The 20,010-nt window shown below is 38.4% G+C and carries 25 protein-coding genes and 1 pseudogene; 6 read left to right on the top strand and 20 right to left on the bottom strand.

The features are described 5' to 3' along the window. Window positions 1–6 precede the first annotated feature (6 nt). Genes MUG87_RS01945 through MUG87_RS01935 form a run of 3 tightly spaced genes read right to left on the bottom strand, consistent with a single transcriptional unit; the run spans window position 7 to window position 2,317 of the window. Entirely contained in the window at window positions 7–561 is a 555-nt protein-coding gene (locus tag MUG87_RS01945; RefSeq protein ID WP_247085039.1) for a YdcF family protein, read from the bottom strand. Window positions 562–587: 26 nt separating this feature from the next. After that, on the bottom strand, window positions 588–1,205 hold the full coding sequence (locus MUG87_RS01940; protein ID WP_247085037.1) for a response regulator: 618 nt from the start codon (window positions 1,203–1,205) through the stop codon (window positions 588–590). Next, window positions 1,202–2,317 (bottom strand): GAF domain-containing sensor histidine kinase, encoded by a 1,116-nt coding sequence (locus MUG87_RS01935; protein ID WP_281503669.1) that lies wholly within the window; start codon window positions 2,315–2,317, stop codon window positions 1,202–1,204. The genes MUG87_RS01940 and MUG87_RS01935 overlap by 4 nt, the downstream gene beginning before the upstream one ends. A 223-nt stretch (window positions 2,318–2,540) precedes the next feature. On the opposite strand from MUG87_RS01935, the gene MUG87_RS01930 reads away from it, so the two are divergent. Both MUG87_RS01930 and MUG87_RS01925 read left to right on the top strand, forming a co-directional pair. Next, entirely contained in the window at window positions 2,541–3,542 is a 1,002-nt protein-coding gene (locus tag MUG87_RS01930) for a DUF3231 family protein (RefSeq protein ID WP_247085035.1), read from the top strand. A 6-nt stretch (window positions 3,543–3,548) separates the two neighbouring features. Then, window positions 3,549–4,013 (top strand): hypothetical protein, encoded by a 465-nt coding sequence (locus tag MUG87_RS01925; protein ID WP_247085033.1) that lies wholly within the window; start codon window positions 3,549–3,551, stop codon window positions 4,011–4,013. A 39-nt stretch (window positions 4,014–4,052) separates the two neighbouring features. On the opposite strand, the gene MUG87_RS01920 is transcribed toward MUG87_RS01925, so the two are convergent. The 3 genes from MUG87_RS01920 to asnB all read right to left on the bottom strand — a co-directional run bounded on the left by MUG87_RS01920 (window position 4,053) and on the right by asnB (window position 7,449). Next, window positions 4,053–4,367 (bottom strand): hypothetical protein, encoded by a 315-nt coding sequence (locus MUG87_RS01920; RefSeq protein ID WP_247085031.1) that lies wholly within the window; start codon window positions 4,365–4,367, stop codon window positions 4,053–4,055. Between the two features lie 11 nt (window positions 4,368–4,378). Next, window positions 4,379–5,338 carry a GNAT family N-acetyltransferase gene (locus MUG87_RS19660; protein WP_368042553.1) on the bottom strand — a complete coding sequence of 320 codons (960 nt, stop codon included), beginning with the start codon at window positions 5,336–5,338 and terminating at the stop codon, window positions 4,379–4,381. 209 nt (window positions 5,339–5,547) lie between these two features. After that, a complete protein-coding gene (gene asnB / locus MUG87_RS01905; protein WP_247085029.1) occupies window positions 5,548–7,449 on the bottom strand; it encodes an asparagine synthase (glutamine-hydrolyzing) in 1,902 nt (633 codons plus the stop codon). Window positions 7,450–7,611: 162 nt separating this feature from the next. On the opposite strand from asnB, the gene MUG87_RS01900 reads away from it, so the two are divergent. Further along, the gene (locus MUG87_RS01900; RefSeq protein ID WP_247085027.1) at window positions 7,612–8,070 is read left to right on the top strand and encodes an Hsp20/alpha crystallin family protein; all 459 of its coding nucleotides are present in this window, start codon (window positions 7,612–7,614) and stop codon (window positions 8,068–8,070) included. 31 nt (window positions 8,071–8,101) lie between these two features. On the opposite strand, the gene MUG87_RS01895 is transcribed toward MUG87_RS01900, so the two are convergent. Next, on the bottom strand, window positions 8,102–8,674 hold the full coding sequence (locus tag MUG87_RS01895; protein WP_247085025.1) for an SCO family protein: 573 nt from the start codon (window positions 8,672–8,674) through the stop codon (window positions 8,102–8,104). 61 nt (window positions 8,675–8,735) lie between these two features. After that, window positions 8,736–9,194 (bottom strand): helix-turn-helix transcriptional regulator, encoded by a 459-nt coding sequence (locus MUG87_RS01890; protein WP_247085023.1) that lies wholly within the window; start codon window positions 9,192–9,194, stop codon window positions 8,736–8,738. 178 nt (window positions 9,195–9,372) lie between these two features. On the opposite strand from MUG87_RS01890, the pseudogene MUG87_RS01885 reads away from it, so the two are divergent. Further along, window positions 9,373–10,071 (top strand): annotated as a pseudogene (locus MUG87_RS01885) (MBL fold metallo-hydrolase); the annotation flags it as partial. Window positions 10,072–10,506: 435 nt separating this feature from the next. Here the strand turns inward: MUG87_RS01885 and MUG87_RS01880 are convergent. The 5 genes from MUG87_RS01880 to MUG87_RS01860 all read right to left on the bottom strand — a co-directional run bounded on the left by MUG87_RS01880 (window position 10,507) and on the right by MUG87_RS01860 (window position 15,491). Beyond that, a complete protein-coding gene (locus MUG87_RS01880; RefSeq protein ID WP_247085021.1) occupies window positions 10,507–11,370 on the bottom strand; it encodes a GNAT family N-acetyltransferase in 864 nt (287 codons plus the stop codon). Between the two features lie 304 nt (window positions 11,371–11,674). Next, complete coding sequence (locus MUG87_RS01875; protein ID WP_247085019.1) at window positions 11,675–13,852, bottom strand: ATP-binding protein; 2,178 nt, start codon at window positions 13,850–13,852, stop codon at window positions 11,675–11,677. Then, the gene (locus tag MUG87_RS01870; protein WP_247085017.1) at window positions 13,849–14,229 is read right to left on the bottom strand and encodes a hypothetical protein; all 381 of its coding nucleotides are present in this window, start codon (window positions 14,227–14,229) and stop codon (window positions 13,849–13,851) included. The genes MUG87_RS01875 and MUG87_RS01870 overlap by 4 nt, the downstream gene beginning before the upstream one ends. 151 nt (window positions 14,230–14,380) lie before the next feature. Continuing rightward, window positions 14,381–14,665 carry a hypothetical protein gene (locus MUG87_RS01865; protein ID WP_247085015.1) on the bottom strand — a complete coding sequence of 95 codons (285 nt, stop codon included), beginning with the start codon at window positions 14,663–14,665 and terminating at the stop codon, window positions 14,381–14,383. Beyond that, window positions 14,655–15,491 (bottom strand): ParM/StbA family protein, encoded by an 837-nt coding sequence (locus MUG87_RS01860; protein WP_247085013.1) that lies wholly within the window; start codon window positions 15,489–15,491, stop codon window positions 14,655–14,657. The genes MUG87_RS01865 and MUG87_RS01860 overlap by 11 nt, the downstream gene beginning before the upstream one ends. A gap of 203 nt (window positions 15,492–15,694) precedes the next feature. On the opposite strand from MUG87_RS01860, the gene MUG87_RS01855 reads away from it, so the two are divergent. Continuing rightward, a complete protein-coding gene (locus MUG87_RS01855; protein ID WP_247085011.1) occupies window positions 15,695–15,934 on the top strand; it encodes a helix-turn-helix transcriptional regulator in 240 nt (79 codons plus the stop codon). On the opposite strand, the gene MUG87_RS01850 is transcribed toward MUG87_RS01855, so the two are convergent. Then, window positions 15,912–16,235, bottom strand: a complete 324-nt coding sequence (locus MUG87_RS01850; protein ID WP_247085009.1) for a hypothetical protein — start codon at window positions 16,233–16,235, stop codon at window positions 15,912–15,914. The genes MUG87_RS01855 and MUG87_RS01850 overlap by 23 nt on opposite strands. 167 nt (window positions 16,236–16,402) lie before the next feature. Here MUG87_RS01850 and MUG87_RS01845 point away from each other — a divergent pair, with 167 nt between their 5' ends. Beyond that, entirely contained in the window at window positions 16,403–16,855 is a 453-nt protein-coding gene (locus tag MUG87_RS01845; RefSeq protein WP_247085007.1) for a DUF4429 domain-containing protein, read from the top strand. A gap of 111 nt (window positions 16,856–16,966) precedes the next feature. Here MUG87_RS01845 and MUG87_RS01840 read toward each other — a convergent pair whose 3' ends face one another. The 6 genes from MUG87_RS01840 to MUG87_RS01815 all read right to left on the bottom strand — a co-directional run bounded on the left by MUG87_RS01840 (window position 16,967) and on the right by MUG87_RS01815 (window position 19,999). After that, the gene (locus MUG87_RS01840) at window positions 16,967–17,119 is read right to left on the bottom strand and encodes a hypothetical protein (protein ID WP_247085005.1); all 153 of its coding nucleotides are present in this window, start codon (window positions 17,117–17,119) and stop codon (window positions 16,967–16,969) included. 219 nt (window positions 17,120–17,338) lie between these two features. After that, on the bottom strand, window positions 17,339–18,007 hold the full coding sequence (locus MUG87_RS01835) for a hypothetical protein (RefSeq protein WP_247085003.1): 669 nt from the start codon (window positions 18,005–18,007) through the stop codon (window positions 17,339–17,341). A gap of 4 nt (window positions 18,008–18,011) precedes the next feature. Next, the gene (locus MUG87_RS01830; protein WP_247085001.1) at window positions 18,012–18,734 is read right to left on the bottom strand and encodes a hypothetical protein; all 723 of its coding nucleotides are present in this window, start codon (window positions 18,732–18,734) and stop codon (window positions 18,012–18,014) included. A gap of 137 nt (window positions 18,735–18,871) precedes the next feature. Continuing rightward, on the bottom strand, window positions 18,872–19,519 hold the full coding sequence (locus MUG87_RS01825; RefSeq protein ID WP_247084999.1) for a M15 family metallopeptidase: 648 nt from the start codon (window positions 19,517–19,519) through the stop codon (window positions 18,872–18,874). 13 nt (window positions 19,520–19,532) lie between these two features. Then, the gene (locus tag MUG87_RS01820; RefSeq protein ID WP_247084997.1) at window positions 19,533–19,763 is read right to left on the bottom strand and encodes a holin; all 231 of its coding nucleotides are present in this window, start codon (window positions 19,761–19,763) and stop codon (window positions 19,533–19,535) included. Window positions 19,764–19,765: 2 nt separating this feature from the next. Beyond that, window positions 19,766–19,999, bottom strand: coding sequence for a hemolysin XhlA family protein (locus MUG87_RS01815; RefSeq protein WP_247084995.1), 234 nt, complete (start codon window positions 19,997–19,999; stop codon window positions 19,766–19,768). Between the last annotated feature and the right edge of the window lie 11 nt (window positions 20,000–20,010).

Here is a 20,010-nt window from a genome sequence, read left to right as displayed (position 1 = left end):
CCCCCTTTATTGATCGAATAACCATGTTTTTAAAATTGCAATGTATTCGCGCACATACGACTTAGGCTTTGCTTTCCACGGTGTAGGTGCTGCGAGGCTTTCAGTCTCCATACCGAGGCGCTTAGCTATCAACTTAGCACGATACATATGAAAGTCATTTGATACAAGTACAACCTTATTTACTGAAAATTTGTCCATTGTATACTTAATATTCTCGTATGTGCTTGTGGCACGATCTTCCACTAAAATTCGTTCTTGTGAAATGCCTTGCTCAAGTAAATAACGTTCCATTGCTACACCTTCTGCTATTGTTTCATTATGCCCTTGTCCTCCTGAAACAATGACTTTAGTGTTTGTGTTGTGATGTAAATATATAAGCGCCTTGTCCATTCTCGCTTTTAAAGCAAGCGATAGACGATCGTCGTAGACTCGCGCTCCTAATATTAAGATATATTCTGCATTTTGCGTTGGCTTGTGCTTCGCTGCCGATATCATTAAAAATGTTGCTACAATAAAGTATATCAAACTCATTATTATACATATTTGTAATACACGCTTCATTGTCTCTCCTTATCCAAATACTTGTTTTATAATATAATATGGTTTTTTACTACGTATAGTGCAGCTTGTGTTCGATCTTCTAGATTGAGTTTCATCAGAATGTTAGAAACATGTGTTTTTACAGTTTGCTCTGTAATATGTAATGCAGCACCGATTTCTTTATTACTTTTCCCGCTTGCCAACTCGCGAAGCACTTCCCTTTCCCGACGTGTGAGCTTTACTACGTCTTGCTGCGCAGTATGTTGCCACATCAGGGACGATACTTTTTGATGCAATGAGATTGTGCCTTCGTATACTGCTTGAATGGCAGCAACTAATTGTGTTGGTTCTACATCTTTTAACTGATAGCCGTCTGCTCCTGCTTGCAAGGCAGGACGTACATACTCCTGTTCGGAAAAGCTGGTCAATATTAGAATTTTTATGGTATAATCCCATTCCTTTATTTTCTTTGTTGCTTCAATCCCATCCATAACAGGCATTGCCAAATCCATAAGTATAACATCAGGTCTCTCTTTTTGAACCATCTCATATGCTTCTTTTCCGTTGTTTGCTTGCTGGATAAAAGAAATCCCTGGTTGGCTTTCTAAAAAGAATACTAATCCTTTTCGAACAATGGGATGGTCATCTACAATTAATAATTTCATGCTATGTCCCCCCAAGGAATAGTGACAGTAATTGTTGTACCATTATTGTCTTGAATTTGAAAGGTGCCTTTCATTAATTCCGCTCTTTCTTTCATACTCTTTAACCCAAGTCCATGCTTCTTTGTGTGAGTACTTTCAAATCCAATTCCTTCATCTTGTATAACCATTCGAACTTCTCTTTTAGACCGGTGTAAGGAAAGGATAATTGTTACTTTGCTACACTCTGCATACTTTTTACAATTATTTAATGCTTCTTGTCCAATCCGCCAAAGTGTCTCTTCAATTTCACTTGGCAACATCAGTACTGACGAAACGCGACAATCAACTTCCAGCCCTAATATTTCACCATAACGCGTCAGCGCAGTAGCAATTCCCTCTTCTAGCCCTTCAGGACGTAATTGCCATATCAATGTGCGCATTTCCTGTAATGCAGTTGTTGAAAGTTCACTGATATAAGCAAGCGTTTGTCCAAGTTCTCTATCTTCAGTTCGATTTTGCATCCCTTTAGCTGTTAAGGAAATTGTAAACAATAATTGTTTGACAGAGTCATGTAGATCACGTGCCAAGCGATTTCGTTCAGAGATAATATCATACTTGCGCTCTTGTTCAACCAGCTTCATCCGCTTAATCGTTGTTCCAATTTGCAGTGCTACTGCCTCAAGCAACGCTAGTTCTTCATTTGTAAATGTTTGCTTTCCGGCTGCCGCTACATTCAGAACACCCAACCTTTCTTCACCAGCACGTAGCGGAACCGTTGCATGATGTGTAATGCCGCCTGTTCCGTTCCATTCTAAATCCAAAGCTTCTTCAATTCGTTTACATTCAATAATATTTGTAGCCTTTTGCAGACGACCTGAAGCAAAACGCTCTGTGCACCAACATGCACCTGTACACATCAGCTTTTTTTGTTCATGCTGTAATGCGGCTGGTAAGTTTGCATCGGCAATTAATTCATGTTTCCCAGTTTCATTTACAAATAAAATCCAACCAGTTTCTAAACTCATTACTTCAAGAAGACGGTACAATACATTCTCTAACATGTCATTCATGTCAGTCGCTTCATTTAAATGTTCGGCTATCTCTTTAAGTGCTTGTAGTCGATGTATATCCATGGTTATCTCTCCTTTGCTAGCTAGCGTACTGAGGTACGGTTTATTACCGTTTCATGGGAAACAAGAGAAAACGACGTTTTTCTCTTTCTTCTCTTTCTAAACTATACTTTTTCGACATATTATGATAATACTCCTTTTGTCTCTTTCTTTCTGCCCAGTTCATAAGAATAAATGTGTATGACTTTAGGCAATCTAATGGCAACAAAGCTGTTAGGAGGCATTCATGGAACATAATGTAAAGTTGTCATCCGCAGAAACTTCCCAAATATGGTCCTCTTACATGAATGATAGTGCTGTTATATGTATGTTACGATCACTTTTGGTACATGCAGAAGATAAGGAAATTCGTGCTGCTTTAGAATATGCTCTAGAAATTTCACAGCAACACATCACAAAACTAACGGCTTTTTTTCAAGAAGCCGACTATCCTTTGCCTCACGGATTTACAGAGGCGGAAGATTTAAACTTAGATGCACCCAAACTATTTTCTGATACATACTGCATTAACTTTCTTTCACAGTTGGGTAAAACTGGCCTAAACGCTTACGGTATGGCAGTTTCATTAGCAACCAGAGATGACATTTTCGACTACTTTCAAACATGCCTAATGGAATCTGTTGAGCTAACAAAGCGTGCTAATACTATTATGCTTCATAAGGGGCTGTATGTGCGACCTCCGTTTTTACCTATCCCTGCAACAATTGATTTTGTAAAAAAACAAAAATTCTTAACAGGATTTTTAGGTGAAAAAAGATCTTTAACCGCTTTAGAAATTACGAACCTTTATGCAAACATCCAACGTAACGCATTAGGGGTGGCAACTATGATTGCCTTTAGTCAAGCTGCAGAAGCAGAGGATGTTAGACATTTGATGGTTCGTGGAAAAGAAATTGCTTCTAAACATATTGATATTTTCACTACTTTGATGAGAAAAGATGATGTGCCAGCTCCGATGCGATGGGATACAGAAGTATCCGCTTCCACAGCAGCTCCGTTTTCTGATAAACTAATGGCATTTCAAACTACAGCATTGATTTCATTGGGAATGGGCTATTACGGAGCCAGTATCGCATCAAGCCCAAGAAGGGATATAGCAACTATGTACACAAGGTTGATGGCTGAAATCGGGAGTTTTGCAGAAGATGGAGCGAATTTGATGATTCAACACGGATGGGTAGAAGAACCCCCTATGTCACCTAACCGTGACGAACTCGCAAAAGGCTAGAGGCATGTGGGAAAACTACAAGCTGTGTTATGGAGTGTTGCACTTCCCGGTTTTGGACAATTATTAAACGGTAAATATCTAAAAGGTATCGTATTTATCTTTTTAGAATTTCTCATCAATGTACAGGCTAACTTTAATGAAATCATTTTATTAAGCTTCAATGGCGAAATTGAAAAAGCAATCCAGCAAGCCAACTATCAATGGTTAATGTTTTATCCCTGTGTGTATTCGTTTGCCATTTGGGATGCCTTTCGAGACGCCGGTGGGGGGAAAAGTCCTTTTTCAGCTATTCCGCTTGCTGCATCAGCGTATAGTACAACAATAGGACTCATGTATTCTGCACGTGTAAAGCTGTTTGGAGTGTTGCTAGGCCCAATTTGGTTGCCTATCTTATCATTCTTTATTGGTTTATTTATCGGCTATCTGTTTTTACGAATTTGTTTATATATACAGCAGCGTGAACGTACGTAGCCCCCACTGTAAAAATGGGGGCTGTTGCGTGTTCTGACATTAGTCACTTCTTAACCAGTTTACCAGAAATATGTAGGTTTGGTAATGTAAAATCTTAATAAAAAATAAAAACAGCAAAAAAAGAGAACCGGTAGCGCTGTAAATAATACCGAATTTTAAGCAAAGTGATACAGAAGGTGATAGTACCATGAGACGCAGTATAGCATACAACGACAGTAGCATAATACTAAATAGAGGTAAGTGTTGTAATTCAAAAGGAGCACCTGCCTGGCGCAATGTACGTGCCAAGCGTATGTGAACCCACTCAGCCATCAATAAACAAATGACTCCGTACATGATACTTAAAACCGCCACCTCCCCCTTTCTTATATAAGCAACTCGTAAAACATAACGTCTTGCCATTGTCCAAATTTATAACCTACTTCACGAAATGTGCCGGCATGTGTAAAGCCAAATTGTTCATGAAGATGGACGCTTGCATCATTTCCCTTTGTGATTCCCGCTATAATGACATGATATCCAGCATCTTTGGCCATATCAATAATACGGGCAACAAGTTGCTTGGCAACTCCTATTCCTCGTGCTTCTTTATGAACATAGACAGATATTTCCACCGTTTGCTTATATGCCTCTTTCTCCCGAAACGGAGATAAACATGCGTACCCAATCACATTTCCAAACCTTTCCGCAACAAGCAATGGATACTGCTCATTATATTTCGAAAACCAAATCCTGCGTTCTTCTACTGATTTTACATCTAAGTCAAAGGTAGCTGTTGTATGCAACACCGCATCATTATATATATTGGTAATTTCTTGTACATCTCTCTCTTCTCCTCTTCGAAGAAAAACAGAAACAGTAAAATTCTTTTCTAAGCAATCGACTGTAATTCCTTTAGTAGACTGCTTTTGGGCATAAAAAGAAAAGCCAAGATGTTCCCAAAAACGTTTTGCCTGTGTATGCCCTTTTATCACCGCTAAACGTATCGACGTTATTCCTTGCTGTTTCCACATGTCCTCTAGCATATAATACGCATTGGTCCCATAGCCATAGCCTTGATAATCACGATGAATCATCAACAGTCCCAACCATGGACGACCATCTTTTTCATGTTGCTTCATATATTCGACCAAACCAACATACGTCTCATCAGCTTTGATAAAATAAGTCACACGATTATTGTCATTATGGAAAAACTCTTCCCGAATTTCATCATCTGTACGAAACTCGCAACCATTCTCTAGCGTATTATATACATCGTTTGAATTCACAATCTCTTTCACAACTTCAAAAAACTCTTCTGTTACTGGTTCAAAAGTAAACATATGTCCTCCATAGGTGTTTTCTTATCATGTTAATATAAATGTATCATAAAGAACAAGCATTTATGATTGAATTATGGACTAGTTTCTATCAGCAGTTATCTATAATTTTATAAAAAATCTTTTATACATTTTTTCGGTAAATGAAATTTAGAGATATGAATAAAAAGTGTGTCTAAAAATGGGGAATCCATTCTTAGACACACTTGCTTTTATACATTCATATATGTTTGTTTTGTTGCTTCTTGAAAATGGCTGATATCATACTTGTGTTCAACATAAATCTGATGCCACACCATGAATGATAAAACTGTCCAGATTTTGCGACTGTAATCAGCTGTTCCAGCGCAATGTGCATCCAATAGATTTAGAACGTACTGCTTATCAATTAAATGATCTGTAGCGCTCTCTTTAATAATTGCCATTGCCCAATCTCGCATTTCATTTTTTAACCAATGACGAATCGGTACAGGGAAACCTAGCTTTTTGCGATTTAATACATGATCTGGTACAATTCCTTCCACTGCTTCACGCAATATCGCTTTTGTTGTACCGTTTGCAATTTTCAGTTCTGTTGGCAATTTAGACGCTACATCAAACACCTCTTTGTCTAAGAACGGAACGCGCAATTCTAGTGAATGTGCCATAGTCATTTTATCTGCTTTTACTAAAATATCACCGCGAAGCCAAGTAAACATGTCAATATATTGCATTTTGCTTACATCGTCATACATGTCAATTTCATTGTAAAGCGGCTTAGTAATATCAGTATAACGAATCGCGTTATTGTAAGAACGCATTAGCTGTTGCTTTTCTTCTTCTCGGAAGATTTTTGCATTTCCATAATAGCGTTCTTCAATTGGCGTACATCCGCGCTCTAAAAAGCTCTTTCCTTTAAATCCTTCCTGTAAAGCGCCGCTTAGTGCCTTTAACACGCGTTTACCCGGTTCCGGAATATATTGAAACATTTTTAATGAATTTGGCTCACGATAAATATTATATCCGCCAAATAATTCATCAGAACCTTCACCAGACAATACAACTGTCACATGCTTACGCGCTTCTTTCGCGACAAAGTACAATGGCACTGCAGCTGGATCCGCAAGTGGATCGTCCATGTGCCACATGATTTTAGGGAACTCGTTCATAAACTCTTCTGGCGTAACAAGGACACTATGATTTTTAACATTTAATTTCTCTGCTGTTTCTTTTGCAACATCTACCTCACTGAAGCCCTCGCGCTCAAAACCGACAGAGAACGTAAGTAAGTTTGGATTAAATTCTTTTGCAATAGATACCACAATGGACGAATCAATACCGCCTGATAAGAAAGAACCAACCGGTACATCGCTACGCATATGCATTTTAACAGAATCATACAATACGTCACGAATATTTGCGATATGTTGCTCTTTTGTCTCACCAGATGGCTTGAAATACGGTTTCCAGTAACGATGCGTTGTTAATGGTTTGCCAGGCTCCTTCACAAAGTAATGACCTGGTTCAATTTTATTAATATCTGCTGTCAAGGAAGCAGGCTCCGGTGCGTATTGATACGTAAAATAATGCTGCAAGGACGCAACATTTACACCCTTATCCTGCAAGGCATGAACAATGCTTTTCTTTTCAGAAGCAAAGTAGATTGCATCACTTTCTTCCGCAACAAATAACGGCTTAATACCAAAATGATCACGAGCACCAAATAAACGCTTTTCTTCGCGATCCCAAATCATAAACGCAAACATGCCGCGCAAATAGTCTACACATTTCTCTTTCATATGCGCGTATAACGCAATAATTACTTCCGTATCAGAATGCGTAGCGAATGTTGCTCCTTTTTCAAGAAGCATTTCCCGTAATTCTACGTAGTTATAAATTTCACCATTAAAAATAATCACATAACGCTCATTTTCATATGTTAACGGTTGATGCCCTGCCTCAATATCAATGATACTTAAACGACGGAATCCAAATTGAACATGCTCGTCCCTAAAGTATCCCTCATCATCCGGTCCGCGGTGAAAAATAATTGAATTCATCGTTTCAAACTGCTGCATTTCTTCAGTTGAAAGTTCTCTAGGCTTCTCGTATAAGCAACCTACAAAGCCACACATAGCCTTACCTTCTTTCTATAATAAAATCCATATCAACCTTATTTATACTAGCATAAGAATGACAATCAAGCGAGAAAAACCAAAAATGTTGTTTTAAAAATGTATCACGTTTAGGCATCTTCATCATATGATATTGCAGATTCACTTGAGGGAGGTATTACGATGAGCGAAGAAAATAAAAATCATCCGTCTCGTTCACAAATTAAAAATTACTTAAAGCAAATTGATGAGTTTTTTGAGCAAACCCCATTGCGCGGTCTTATCGCCGAAATGAATCACTTTTTCCAAAAAGGCAATCGCCTGCTTACATTTCCAGTGGACTTATATGAATCAGGAAATGACCTTGTGATAAAAGCTGAGCTTCCGGGTATTGCTAAAAATCAAATTAAACTTGAGATTCAAGGAGAATATTTACAGATCTCCGTCCAAGACGATATTGCAGAAGAAGTTGACGGTAACAACTATTATCGAAGAGAACGCTCTATTACAGAAGCGACCCGCGTTATTAAATTGCCTTACCCTATCCAAAAGAAAGCGGCAAAAGCATCCTACTATAATGGTGTTTTGGAAGTCCGTGCCCCGAAAGTCGTTGTACAATCTGATATTTTGACAATTGAGTAATAGTATAGTAAGGGATGCCATATGGCATCCCTTACTGCGTCAAGCGCTCTATATCACGCAATATTTCTTCATACGGTGTATTTTCCAGCCCGCTGTACTTTTTCATGACAACTCCATCGCTGACAAGAAAAAAGGAGGTCTGATGAATAACTTGATCTTCCCCTTCTGGCTTTTTAATAAATGATTTAAAATTTTTCTTTGCAAAAGCCTCAATTTCTTGTTGTGTGTAGCCGGTCAAAAAGTTCCAATTGCTATAATCAGCCGCAAATTTATCACCAAATGATCGCATCGCCTCGGGTGTATCAACCGTAGGATCTACACTGAACGAAACAAACTCAACGTCTAAGTTTTTTTCAGCAGTCATTTTTTGCAAACGGGCCACATTTGCTGTCATTGGCGGACAAACAGTGGTGCAGCTGGTAAAGATAAAGCTGGCAATCCAAACCTTGCCTTTTAAATCTTTAGAGCCGAACGGTTTCCCCTCTTGATTTATGTATTGAAACGATTCTGTTTTCCAATTTAATGGATCACGAATTTTCGCACCTGTACATCCTGTGATGACAAGCAGAATAGCAAGCACCCCTAATATCCTTGTACGCATCATGTTGATTCTCCTTTTTTGCAACTTCTCTTACAGTGTATCAAAAACATCTAGCATTCCCAACCTATTCACTTCCTTGACACAATTTTGTCAATTTCTTTGTCGCTTCTGTCTTATCAAATGTACTATACCATCGATAATCATCATCATCTAAAATGCGATAATGTTGACTGATTATATTTTGTTGCAATCGAAACGAACTCATTCTTTGAATCTCTTTCCACCATACTTTACCGCCCATTGTTCGTTCTTTTCTATACTCTACATGTTGCCGTGCAAGATTTGTTAAGGTATCAAGTGCATCATCACCAAATTGAATGCGTAAAATCTCGCTGTCGCGAAATAATGCACAAATAGTTACAACCGTATACCACGCCGGTGATATACGACCTTTTTCAATTTGTACAAGGGTTTTCTTAGAAATCCCTAAAATTTCAGCCATTTTTTCTTGTGTATAACCACTTTCAATTCGTACCAACTTGATATATTGTGCCATATGAGTAATAACTTCCTCTTTATTCATGTCTACACCTCAATACGTTTGTAAATAAAAGCTCATTGTAATTTTACACTTTTTTAATAGTAATTTAAAGGATTTCACCTCTTTGACTCGTATACAATGAACTGAGAAGCAATTCCGTATCAAACATTGAAACTCGTGTCACTGAAAGAGACTTATATTCTAAAAAGGGGGGTATATGATGGGAGAAAAGTATAAAAATATGGACGATGTCCAAACAACCAAATCTCTTTTTACGTATTTACGGTGGCGAAGAGAGCGCAGCAGCAAAAAGAAAGATTACTCACAAACCATTCCTCACTGTTCAAACAAAAAAGCTACATTTCTACAACAAAACACACAAGAAACTACAGTAACTTGGGTTGGTCATGCAACCTTTCTCATTCAAATGCAAGGTTTACATATTCTAACGGACCCCGTGTGGTCTGAACGCTTAAAGATTGTACCCAGGCTAACAAAACCCGGTTTGTTACTTTCTGAATTACCTCCTATCGATATTGTATTATTATCACATGGTCATTACGATCATCTGGATTTTGCAACAATTCGTCAACTACCACCCAACGTGTTATATCTCGTTCCAGTTGGAATGAAGAAGATATTTCTTCGTAAAGGCTTTTCAAGGGTGCAGGAATTCAATTGGTGGGAATCGACTACTATAGACCATGTAAGATTTCACTTTGTACCCGCACAGCATTGGACGCGCCGTACACCATTTGATTTAAACCGCTCACACTGGGGGGGCTGGGTGATGAAGAACGAGTCAGAAACGATTTATTTTTGCGGGGATACTGGATATTTCCGAGGCTTTCATGATATACACGAACGATTTCAAATTGATATTGCTTTAATGCCGATTGGTGCTTACGAACCAGAGTGGTTGAAAATCATTACATCACCAAGCTTTACCACCCTTTAAAAACCCTTGGTATTAAGCATTTCCTTGGACATATCAGCCTAAACTTATTACTTCTATTTAACACTGATTTTTCATTTCGTTATCATTTTTGTTAGCAAATTTGTTAGCATTTTCATGTAGAGTTTTAACAATTAAATTAAATTCTATTAATTACTTACTTAATCTCATAGGTAGCAGTGTATCATATATGTGATAAGTGGATTTATGAACTCCGCCCGTGATTAAAATACTAATCACATGTCATCCTTCCAAACCTTATTCATATAAGATATCTTACTGGTAGTTTTTTGGCACAGTGAAAAGGATTATTCTTTGGATGATCCAGATGACATAATGCGGATTATCAGCAGTTGTTTCATAAAAAAAACCATCTAATGTAAGATGGTTTTTTTATTTTTATAAAGTTTTCTCCATTTCATATTGTTCGATGTGTATATTGAGACCTATCTTTTTTAGGAAACGTATAGACTCTATATCGTACTTGTCTACATTGTTGATCGAGATTATTGAATGTCTTTTCCCAATCCATTGAAATAAAGAGTGACCAAAGCCTTGGTTTCTTTTTTCCTTAAGGACACCAAATTGGAGGATCCTCCCTTGTTTTGAATCGATTACAGCATATCCACATATAGTATTTTGTTCACTTATCGTAATCACATCATATAAGTGTGGATTACGTAATATAGCCTGAACAGATTGTTCCCAAGAGGGTTCAAAGTTCCAAAAAGCATGCACTATGCTCCAATCAAATTTGTTTGGACTAACAGTGGTTATACATATATGTTCAGGAGTAGTGGAGGGGGGTAGATCAATCCGAATACTACCTTTGAAACAGGAAAGTTCTCGCTTTATCTGAAACCCTAAATTGTTATAAGCCTTAATAGCTTTTTCATTCGTCTGGATAACTTCTAATAAGCATTTTTGAACATTATGTTGTTTCAGAATAGGAATAGCATGATTATAGATTTGTGCCACAAGACGCTTACCTCTATATGAGGGAATAACTCCTGTACCAATATCGAAAGCTATTTTTTCACCATTGTGTTCTTCAATTCCGTGCATAATAAAGGCTACCTGCTTATCTTCACTGAATACACCAAATGATAAATTATAATGAACCCCTGCACCTGTGAATCTTTCAGCTAAATAATGCGGAGATACTTTAAACGGAATTATATAATCAGAGAAAGCGTCATTAAAGCAAATTGTAAACTCTTGCAAATTTATGTTCTCAAGACTTTTAATAATTATTTTAACCACCTCTTAATATTCTCATCCAATGCTATTACTTTTAAATTATAAGCATAATCTACTTTTTTGTATATCCCATACAATGCTAGTTAACATAAGATTACATTATAGACAGTCACGATTTCTTCAAGATACAGCAGTCACAAGGTTTTTTAATCCTCTATCCCTTTTATTATGTATGCAGGATTTTATACAGTCTTGCCGCGGTTGTATTTTATAACATAGATCGTAACATCATTCTGCATAAAACCCTGTATAACATTATTATATAATGTTTATATTCTTCTAGTCATCACTTAATTTATCAGATAAATCAGCATTTTCTTTTTAACCTCATAATAGGCGGAGCTGCCATATGTGCGACAAATGGCTTAGTAGACTCTCCACCAATACGCAGGATATTAATTGCATGGAATCTCTTTAAATTGAAACAGTCCGCCAAATCAAACGGTGCGATCTCTTCTTTAAACTTTAGCCAGGTTTCTTTTGATGTTGGATACAAATGATAATGCGGCAATGCGTTTTTCACTGCGCTTTGTGCTTGCTTCGGCAGCTGATCCCAGTAATGAAACAGCCACACGAACCCCACACGCCATTTCCGACTTTCTACCGCCATACTCTCCCATAGCTTCGCACTTCGGTTAAATTGGTGCGGTTCATCAATCAGTACAAAGAACGGAAACTGATCTTCTTCTTTCCTCATTTGCATTGCCAGGTTCACCTTAGTCATGATGAGATTACCAATCAGATTGATTTGTTTCGGCGTGAGTCCATCCTTTTTAGCCACATCAATAATGATTGCTTTCTTTTGACTAAGTAGTTTCACGAAGTCAAGTGATACATCACTATGGAAACATTCCATCATAAAAGAATCTCCCATAATCATATCCATGCGGTTATAGATAGGCTTTACAATCTTCATCCGCATGTTCTCACTTTCTTTAGAAAACTGCATGAGTGTGGTTTTGTGCATCCCGTCTGGAAGCTTCTCAGCAACCTCCTCCAGGTAGTTCATGTCCTCCATGATACGGAATATCTCGTTAAGTTTGGCGGTCTGCATACCCATGATAAACGCCCGTAAATACCGCTCTGTTTGCACGCTATCTTCCAATGAATCTTCAAAGAAGGAAAGAACTGCATCAGCGAGTAGCCCCTTCCCATACTCACTGTACTGTGCCTCACACCAATCAAAAGAAGGTTTTAAGTGTTTGATATTGATAATTTCATATTGGTCCGGTTGTAATACCTTCTTCACCTGTTCGCTCACCTGATGTTTAGCTGGGTCGATGAACATGGCGCCAAATCCATTTCTCACCGCTTCTACTACACGATTTGCCCCAAAGCCATCTGTTTTCCCTTGCCCCATGCCACCGATCGCACAGACCGGCAGGCAAAGTTCATCCCAATTTGTTGTCGGCATATACACTTGTTTAGTCTCACCACGGTGTGTTTGTTCACCAAGAAGTAAACCACCTTCAAATAATGTAGCTGCCACCTCTGTCTCCTGGAGCTTAATGCCTGGGATATGATACTTTTCTTGTAGAGATAATGGCGGCAATGTGAATAATCGGGCTATTTCCGGAATAGACATGTAATCAGACGCTAGCTTCAACCCTTTGCGACGTTCTTTCATTAGAGAGAATGTCTTTTTTGTGTTCGTGATACGGTTCTGTAATTGGTTATCTCCATCAAACTCTCGGAATGCTGTACTAACAGCGCGATTTAACAGGTGCGCTTGCTTCGTATTTGGGCTTTGGATACCAATCCTAATACTCACGTCATATGCGTCTCCTCGTGTCTTCTGGACAGTCTCCGGACGTAAGGGACCGTCTCTAAGAATCATCCCACGTTCGCCTGCGGATAAATCCACCTTTTCCGGTTCTTCCCCTGTGAGTATCTCTGTTACGATAGATATGGCACCAAACGTAACATAAGCAGCTGCTTTCACCGTTGACTGCACCATATCCTTTTTTGTGAAACGCAGGCGCTGGGGCATACTTCCTTTTTTAAACTGCGTGTAAGCATCCGTTGCTGGCACGTACCAATCATGAAACGCTGGCTCACTGAACACTTGAATGACGACTTTGTCACCTTCTTGCATGATGTTCAGGACCTCAAGTAACGAATTTAACCAGTTGCCCCTCCGATCTACACGCATCGCTAAGAAATAATGGTGTCTCATCTCCATAACCGATGTGAGTGTGGGTGTAAAAGTATGCAGAATATCTTCCTGCTCTTGCACAGTCACTTGTGGCCAAGAAGAATGAACCGCTTTTTGTACAATTCGTTCCGCATCTGTTGGTAACGTAATATGAAAGCTGGTGTTCTTTGGCTCAAGCATAATTTCCCATGAAAAGAAATTGGCATCTAAGCGTTTTGTTTCCTTATTAAAACGTTCCAACATGGAGCGGTAACTGCATAAGGACTGTGCAAAATGTTCTACCCTTCCGTTTTCTAAGCGGCTATCCGGCATGATCCGCATATGCTTCATTTCGTCACCATCGCCTTTCCTACCTCAACCAAGATTTGCATAATGGATGGTGCAAACTGTAAACCGATATAACCGACTGCCGCCCACTTAATCATGGAAAGCCCTTTGCTTCGTTGCCCCATAATAATAAGTAGAAAGCCGCCGCCAATCATCAGGAACGTAACAGGATAGGCTACACCTTGCACCAGGCTAATGATGGGATCAAATGCGCTGATAATACGTGCTGTCGTGTCCATTGCTGATACGGGATGCAAACCACCGAACGTCAATGCTGTTCCCAAACCCACGGCATGTAATGCTGGACTTGGTTGTTTTTTCTTGTTCTTATACTCACCGCTCATAAACTCACCGAAGCTGTACGTCACAGTTTTTGCCATTCATTATCTCTCCCTTTTTGTAAATAATATAGGTACAACAAGAAAAGGGGGCTGCGTTTATGCCGTTCGTATTACTTGGGAAAATTCTCGTGGGCTCTGGAACAACATTGCTGGTATTAAAAATTATTGCGGATCTCATTACCCTCACACGTTAAATAAAAGATGACATAGATACTTTTTTCTCTTTTGGCTCTTCTCGTACGATTACGGGAGGAGTTTGTTTTTGTTCTACAGGAGGCGTAAAGGAAGGTTGCGGTGTTGGTTGTAAAGGCGCACACTGCGCTGAACTATGTGCCTGCTCCATATCGCGCTGGATAAGTCGTTTTACGTATTTTGCGAACATACCTTGTTGTTTCGCATGGTGATACAGTTGCATTTCAAAGGAATCCTTTCGGTTAAAAGAAACGTTTTTAAACAAGCGATTTTCATCCTTCATAACCGTACACCGCCTTGGCAATATGATACATACCAACAACTGTTGCGTATTTTGGATGAACAGACATGACTTTGGTACCGACTTTTACAAGAGGATGAATGACTTTACAATCTGGAAACTGCATTTGTAAATATGGTTTCACTTTCTCTGCAGCTCCCCCAACGATTCGATATGAGTCTTGACGATTAAAGCGGTTTAGGGCCGAAATAATACCATAACTCATAGCCTGCATATCCTTTGTCTTGGTGGATTCAGCACCAAACGGTAATGTAAAGCTTTCCTTATCGATGAATTGCCCTTCTCGAATCGTTGCAATATTCACTGTGCCACTGCCCACATCGACGATATGAACAACAGGTAACTCTTCTTGTAAGCTCCAGTACGCTGCAGCTCCTTCTGGTGCTACCTCGGTATTATGAATATAGAATTTCCTCTCTACACCATTTAACACAAGACGGTGTTCTTTCGCCAACATCGCTTTAATCCGTAGTTTCTCCTCTGATTTATGGCTTTCAATTGGTTGCCCTACCACAATATGATTATCGTAATGCTTGCTGTAACGATGTAAAGCGATGAGAATCCTTAACTTGGCATCTTCATGTGCTTTGGAAAGCCCCATAGAGTTGCGTGGGAATTCCGATTCGTACTGTGCCAGTTCACCTGCGAAGAATGGCATTCCATTGTACACACCAATCATTTCATCTTCATATTGAGACTCAAGACGACGATCTCGCGCTTCTCCTAAAAATGAATTGAACGAAAAGACACCCTCTGCCGTTGCTACCTTTACTTCGTTGTTGCCAGCATCAAGCGTAATGATGTTCATTCTATCCCATCCTTTTCACTATTGTGGCACATATGCTACACATCTGTGTGATGGTGTCAAATCCGTGTAGCAACTGTGTATTAAAATGTATGACACACGCTTACACATTTTGCATGTACCACTTAAAAAAGTACGTGCATATCGTCATTTTTTAACAGGATAAGCTATGAAGTTTACCGAAATATAGCTACGAGGTGAAGGAAATGAAGATTATATGTCGTTTGAAGGTTATTTTTGCAGAGAGGAATATTAAGCAGACTGTATTCGCAGAAAAGGTTCAACTCAGCAGAACAACATTAAGCTCTTTAGTGAATAATCAGGCATTACCTAGTCTGACAAATGCTTATATTATTGCAAAAGAGTTAGGGTTACCTGTTGAAGAAATATGGATACCTTTGGTGGAAAATAAAAAAGACCCCGTTACGGAGTCAATAAACGAATGATGTATTGGATATGGACTGCTTCGCGCTTCTTTGCATAGTAGCGCTCTTTTTTTCGGTCACTTTCTTTTTCTGCTTCTATCTTTTCCAGCAGCAGATTCTTCATGTGCGGAAAGAGCTGCGCATCACGAATTTTCTCTGTTTTCCCGTCAATCTTACCGCTTAGCAGCAATTGCGAGGTTTTCTCCTGGATCGTATACTCCACTTCTTTGATTTTATGAAGCGTATCATAATACGCCAATTCTGTTTTACTGATTTCCTGATTCAATTCTGTTAGTCGTTGGATAAGCTCCTGATTGTTCACACACCCACCTCCATCGGCTTTTCGGTGACTCGCTCACCAAAAGCATATGCGCTGTATGGGTTGTCAGTTGCTAGTATTAATAAAAAATATATTAATTCATATGAAAATTTTTCCTTATCATCTGCTATACTTATATCGTAATAAATTCATATCCAAGGGGGATTATCATGGAGGCAATTGGCGTTAATGGGCAGTTAGAGCTAGTAGGTAATAAGATTATCATCAAAAGAAAAGGTGTACTAGCGAAGATGACACAAGGTTTGAAGGGTGACAAGGAAATATTAGTTAAACAAATTTCTTCTATTCAGTTCAAACCAGCAAACCTTTTCACAAATGGGTATATTCAATTTGCTTTTTCTGGAGGTAAAGAAAATAAAGGCGGATTGATGGATGCAACCAAAGATGAGAATACCATTATGTTTAATAAAAAACAGCAACCCCTTTTTGAACAAATAAAAGTAGCCATTGAACAAAAAATAGATGAGTCCCATGCTCCAACAATTGTTCAAAATACGGTTGATGTAGCAGAGCAGATTAAAAAATTGGCTGACTTACGTGATAGCGGTATTTTAACTGATGAAGAGTTTAACAGTAAGAAAAAACAATTATTAGAAATTTGATATCTTTACCCGTATTTAGCTTTCCATACACTTACTATTCAATTACTAGCTATGCTATTGGTTATACATGGTAAATAAAGTAACCCGCTTTCATCAAAAGCGGGTCTTTTATTAGAAACCTGTTCCTGGGTCTTTCATAACATGTAGCCCTCCTGTCCCCGGGTCTGCTATACAGCCAATACCGCCACCTGGATCTATTCTATAGCCAACGCCTGGACCTGGATCATTTATGTATCCTACTCCGCCACCTGGATCTTTAAACATACCTCTCCACCCCTTGCCTAGATATTTGTTTTCAACAATTATGACACCTGCAAACCGCATTAGTTAATAGCCGCCACCTGGATCTTTTTTCATATAAACACCTCCTATATTCATATATTACCAAATAATGAAGTAAATAGGTTAGTTTATTTTTTTAAGAGAATAAGAAATATCCTTAAGGAGACGCTCCCCTTAAGGCTACAAAAAGAATGGATGATGCTAAACATTCAGTAAGTCTTCTACTAATTCTAAAATTTCATACTCACTAAGGTTAGTATAAAGCAGTATAGATCCGTCTACAGAAATCCTGAAAGTAACCGTTTTATCCGGCATATCATAGTTAAGCATTACACCTGTTAACTCTCCCGAAGCTAACATCTGAGTATAATATTGCGTATTATGTACTCTTGTGCCTTTCATGCTTACACCACGTACAGTCTCAATCTGAACATCAAAGCGTGCTCCTCTTACATCTGCAGAAGCTGCAATTATATCTAAAATATCAAAGCGATGCTTCTCATAACTGTAGTTAAAGCGTGTTTCAAAGATTTCTTTTACCTTGAATGAGTCATCTTTTCGACACAATGTTATCAAATTTCCTACGCCATTTGCACGTTGATTTCGCACTTTTATATAGGCTTGATGTAATTCTTGTTTAATAACTTGATCTACTACCTGCCCCCTTACTCTAACTGTCTGGTTATATACTTCATCAGTTATAACTCGAAAGTTCTGATAGCCTGTTGGAGACACTTCGTTTTGAATAATATACGTTTCTAATCTTTCTTCAAAGTTATTAATAAAACGACTTTCTTCAAAGTGCTCCGTACCTAGCTCACGTTCTTGTTCATTGGTAAAAATTTTATCGTATACATTGATGCTAATCAAACAATCACCCCAGTAATAAGACTTTTTTTGCAATTGTCTCTATTTTATCAAAATTCTTTTCATTTATCGATATATATTCCTTAAATACTCTTAATTGATATTTAGCAGCTTCAGGGTCATTCATATCTCTTCTAGTCAGTACAGACAAAGGAAAAACACACTCAAAATGATTGACATGTTCTTCTCCTAGTCTTTGTATCATCAATCCATAGAACGGGTTATTCATTTTTGTAAACTTAACATTCATATTGTATGTTACTTTATCAAACGCTATTTCTCTTTCCAGCCTATTAAAAAACGTACGTAACACCCTTAACTTATAGTTGGCTGTATCCATGGTCACATTAACATTTGCAAAAATTAATTCCACACTTACATAATCAGTTTGACTGAAGTCTAAATCATATTGTACTTGAACAGAAAAATCACCAAACCCATACAGTTTCTTGTTTTTCAAGTTAAACGGACGGTTTATTTCATTAAATTCTTCTTTTATAACACCCTCAAAATCCTTAAAAAATTCAACATCCTTTTTAACTGTATACATACACGTAATATTCCAATTGGTATCGCGCCATTTTGAAAACTTTTTAGCAATAAAAAAATAGTATTTAGGGAACTTAGTGTATAAATACTGATGTAGTCCCACCAAGCCTAGAACCCACGGAAGAGAAAATATCATAAATTTAAATACCTTACCAAGTAAACCGATTTGATGTAAATCCATTTTACCCCTCCTTTTTGATAAACCAATATATAATTACATTATGTAACAGTTTATTATATTTTCTACTGGATTGCATTAAAAAACTACAGCCCTTATAAATAAAAAAAGCCGGTACCAAAAGGCACCGGCTAAGTTGATTATACCAATTCTAGATATTCTCCTTTGTTACCGTACACCCATGCATCGCGGTGATCGTTATTAGCCAGGATGATTTTATGCCAGTCGTCAAGGTTTCCTGTTACATTATACAGCTCTCCTTTGTACGCCTTAGCGATGACTGGGTACTGTGTGCCGTTACCAGCTCTGATGTTGAGTACATCTACCTTCACTCGTACCGTAGCAATAATTCCACTTTCACATGTAGCTGTTGCGACCTCAAGCACTGTATCTGTGCCATAGCCTTTGTAATTAAACTGTAAGTGCGGATGATCAACAAAATCTTTCCAATCACCACCCCACTCAAAGCCAAGTTGTTTTGCGTACGCGATGGCAGATGCATATGGTTCTTGTAAGTATGCACTGCGACTCCATTCATCTTTTCCATTAATAATCGGAACAACATCCAATGCTTGACCTTTCAAGTGATACGACTTTAATGTTTTTGTTGCGCCACGAGCCAGGTAAATCTTTTGCGTTTCCAAAGTACGCAACGTTTCGTAAATTAGAATGTCTGCACGAAGTTCAATACATTTTTCATACCACTTGTATGCAGCTGCTCTTGTGTTAGGTGCCAACTTATCTAAATTGGAGCGGTTACGTTTATCGTATGTCATAACAAACGTCATGTTTTATTCCCCCTTATTTCTTAATAATTTTGGATTGGTCAAAAAGACCTGATGCTGACAAGCCGACCACAATGCCACCTAAAATATTCTCCTGTACACCTGCAGGCAAAAAGAAAACGCCTAGCAATACGCCAAGCGCTACATTTAGTAGTGGAATGTATTTAGCTTGTAACCCTAAACCTTTTACCACCTGAGACAAACCGATAATAACAGCGATGAGATATAAAACCATCTGTTCAAACATCCTTACATGCCCCCTTTTAACACAAATCCAAGACCAGCCATCACCAAACCGCCAATGATAAGACGCAGGATCCATGTTGTATTGTTCTTAATGCCTCGTAAATCTTCTTGGATGCCTTTAATGTCCCTTTCTGCTACCGTCGTCCGTGTGGATAGGTCATTTACACGGTGTTCTAAGCTTTTGATATCCTGTCTCAACACTTGTACTTCTTGCTGCAAACCAGTTGCTTCTGGCATGATTATCGCTC

Origin of the sequence: Ectobacillus sp. JY-23 (genome assembly GCF_023022965.1) — a bacterium.
In the GTDB taxonomy this organism is placed as follows: Bacteria; Bacillota; Bacilli; order Bacillales; family Bacillaceae_G; genus Ectobacillus.
This window is presented reverse-complemented; position numbering and strand designations above follow the sequence as displayed.